The 2,636-nt window shown below is 66.7% G+C and carries 4 protein-coding genes; 2 read left to right on the forward strand and 2 right to left on the reverse strand.

Annotated elements, in window-relative coordinates:
- On the reverse strand, positions 1–538 hold a 538-nt coding region (locus tag A9X05_RS09805), incomplete at its 3' end, for a TetR/AcrR family transcriptional regulator (protein ID WP_067780950.1).
- A gap of 149 nt (positions 539–687) precedes the next feature.
- Here A9X05_RS09805 and A9X05_RS09810 point away from each other — a divergent pair.
- Positions 688–1,302 (forward strand): preprotein translocase subunit SecD, encoded by a 615-nt coding sequence (locus A9X05_RS09810; RefSeq protein ID WP_067780953.1) that lies wholly within the window; start codon positions 688–690, stop codon positions 1,300–1,302.
- 1 nt (position 1,303) lies between these two features.
- Positions 1,304–2,134 (forward strand): sugar phosphate isomerase/epimerase, encoded by an 831-nt coding sequence (locus tag A9X05_RS09815; protein ID WP_067750182.1) that lies wholly within the window; start codon positions 1,304–1,306, stop codon positions 2,132–2,134.
- 144 nt (positions 2,135–2,278) lie between these two features.
- Here the strand turns inward: A9X05_RS09815 and A9X05_RS09820 are convergent.
- The coding region (locus A9X05_RS09820) for a cytochrome P450 (protein ID WP_156736605.1) at positions 2,279–2,636 on the reverse strand (358 nt) is incomplete at its 5' end.

The raw sequence follows: 2,636 nt of genomic DNA on the forward strand, positions 1-2,636 counted from the left end.
CGTGGGCGAACCGCACGAGCAGCCCGTTGATGAACGTCAGCGTCACGTTGCTCAGGTCCTCGACGACGGCGGGTTCCAGGTCCGCGCCGTGCGGCATGAGCTGAACCAGGATTTCACGGTGCAGCTTGGTGAATTCGTCCGTGGCCCGCTGCAGGATCGCGGCCAGTGACGGATCACGCGCGGCCTGCATCGTCAGCTCGTAGCGCGCCTTGGTCCGGAACAACTGCGGCTCGTCGCCGGATCGGATGACCACCTGGGACAGCCGGGAGGGCGACGGGTTCTCACCCCTGCCGTCCGAGTCGTCGGCGACGGACTGCAGGTCGGCGAGGTCCACGTCGGCCAGCCGCTCGGCCACCGCGCTCAGCAGCGCGGAGCGGGTGCGGAAGTAAAACGACGTGGTGCCGTCGGGGACGCCGGCCTTGCGGTCGACCTTGAGATGGCTCAAGCCCTTCGCGCCGTCGTCGGCCAACAGCTGAATGGCCGCATCGCATAAGTCGCGGCGGCGCTCCCCCGGATTGGGCTTTCGGCGTTTGTCCATCGTCTTGGAGCGACACGCTACTCTATATTCGTAGTGTCAGTAAAGGGCCGGGTGCGCTTCATGACCCCCGAGCGCGGGCGAAACCGGTGCCGTAGGACGACTGCGCACGCATCGCCGCGGTCTTTTTTTCGGCTGGAACAATGGGCCGAATGATCCGACGGCGAGGCGAGGCGAAGGTTCGCGCGGTGGTGGCCGGCCTGACGTGCGCCGGCCTGCTCTTCTCAGTGGTGTGCGGCTGCCACTCGACGCGACACCAGGCCGCGCCCACCACGTCGACCACCAGCGCCACAACCACCAAAACACCCACCACAAGCGCAACAGCCGCACCGAGCGTGCAGATCGCGCCGCTGCCCGTCCGCCCCGTTAACAAGTCTCAGCCGGCCGGCCCGCAGAAATGCCCGACCACCGACCCGAACCATCCCGTGGCGCCCACCGACGCGTTCACCGCGTGCGATATCGGCCGGACCACCTTGTACACGCTGGGCCCGGAGACGATGCGGCTCGGGCTCATACATGTGGATCCGCCGAAGTCGCTGACGGCGGGTTTCTACGACGTGACCCTGATCCTCGACCCCCCATCGGCGTCGGCGTGGGCGTCGTATACCGCTGGCCATTTGAAGGATCATGTGGCGTTTGTCCGCGACGACCTCGTTTTGGAGGCGCCGATCATCGAAGACCCGGTCACTTCGGGGCGCATCGCCATGACCACCCAGACGGCCGAGGGGGCCGCGCAATTGGCCCAACTCGCCGGTCGTCCCGGGTGACATGACCGCGACGGGCACGGATCGGCTCGGCATCGGGATGCTGAGTGTATTTGGCCTTCCCCCGGCCGAATTGGTGAACCTGGCCGCGGATCTCGGCTGCCATTTCGTCTCCGCCGCGCTGCAGGGAATGCCGCTGGTGCCGCTCGGTTATCCCCGCTTCTCTCTCACCGACGACGCCGGCCTGCGTCGGACGGTGCTCGCCGCGATGAATGACCGCGGCGTGACGATCTCGCTCGGTGACGGCTTCCTGGTGCTGCCCGGCGCCGACATGAGCGCGTTCCGGCCGGATCTCGACGTGCTCGCAGAGCTGAACGTCCCCCGAATCAATGTGGTCAGTCTCGATGCCGACGTTCCCCGCAGCTTCGACCAATTCGCCGCGCTGACGGAGCTGGCTGCCCAGCGCGGGATCCGGACACTCCTCGAACCGGTACCGGGACTGACCGTCGGCGACCTGCCGACGGCGCTCGCCGCGCTCGAACACGTGGGGCGGCCCGACTTCCGCTTGCTGATCGACACCATGCATCTGGTCCGCTCGGGTTCGGGCGCCGCCGATCTCGCCGCGATCGACCCGGCTTGCATCGGGTACGCCCAACTCAACGACACCACGCTGCGCCCGCGCAGCGAAAACTACATGGAAGAAGCCATGTTTGAGCGCATGGTGCCCGGCGAGGGCGAGTTGCCCCTGCGTGACATCCTTTCCGCGCTCCCGTCCGACATCGTGATCGAGATCGAGGTACCGCGACGGTCGTTGGCGTTGTCCGGGGTCAGCCCGATCGACCGGCTGCGACCATGCGTAGAAGCGGCGCGGCGGTTGCTGTCCGAGATGCCGTGACACTGCGCCATGACCATGATGGTGGCTACAGGGCGACCGGTGGGGTGCCCGTATTCACCGCCTTCACGCAAAGCGGCGCAACAGAATTCGCCGTTCGCCAAGGTCGGTGATGGTCCCTGTCAGTCCAGCGGTCAGATCCCTGAGTTAGTCCAGGGTGCAGGGCAGTGCCTTGACACCGTGGACGAACATCGAGCGCAGCGGATCGGGCGGAGCCGTCGCACGCAGTGTCGGGAACGCAGCTAGCAGTGTGCCCAGCACGACGCGTATCTCCATCCGCGCCAACCCCGCTCCGAGGCAAAAGTGTGGTCCACCGGCTCCAAAAGCTTGATGATCGCGGGCGTTGGAGCGCAGGATGTCGAAGCGCGACGGGTCGGGGAACACGCTCGGATCGTGATTGGCGGCCAGATACCACACCACGACCTTGTCTCCGGCAGCGATCTGGACGTCGCCGAGGACTGTGTCCGTCGTCGCAGTCCGCCGCATGTGCAGCACGGGCGATGAC

It is taken from the genome of Mycobacterium sp. E3298, from assembly GCF_001666895.1.
Taxonomy (GTDB): Bacteria; Actinomycetota; Actinomycetes; order Mycobacteriales; family Mycobacteriaceae; genus Mycobacterium.

What these genes read in the sequence shown, in the direction of transcription:
- A9X05_RS09815 (WP_067750182.1), top strand. Translation starts at nt 1,304, where the DNA reads ATGACCGCGACGGGCACGGATCGGCTCGGCATCGGGATGCTGAGTGTA.
- A9X05_RS09810 (WP_067780953.1), top strand. Translation starts at nt 688, where the DNA reads ATGATCCGACGGCGAGGCGAGGCGAAGGTTCGCGCGGTGGTGGCCGGC.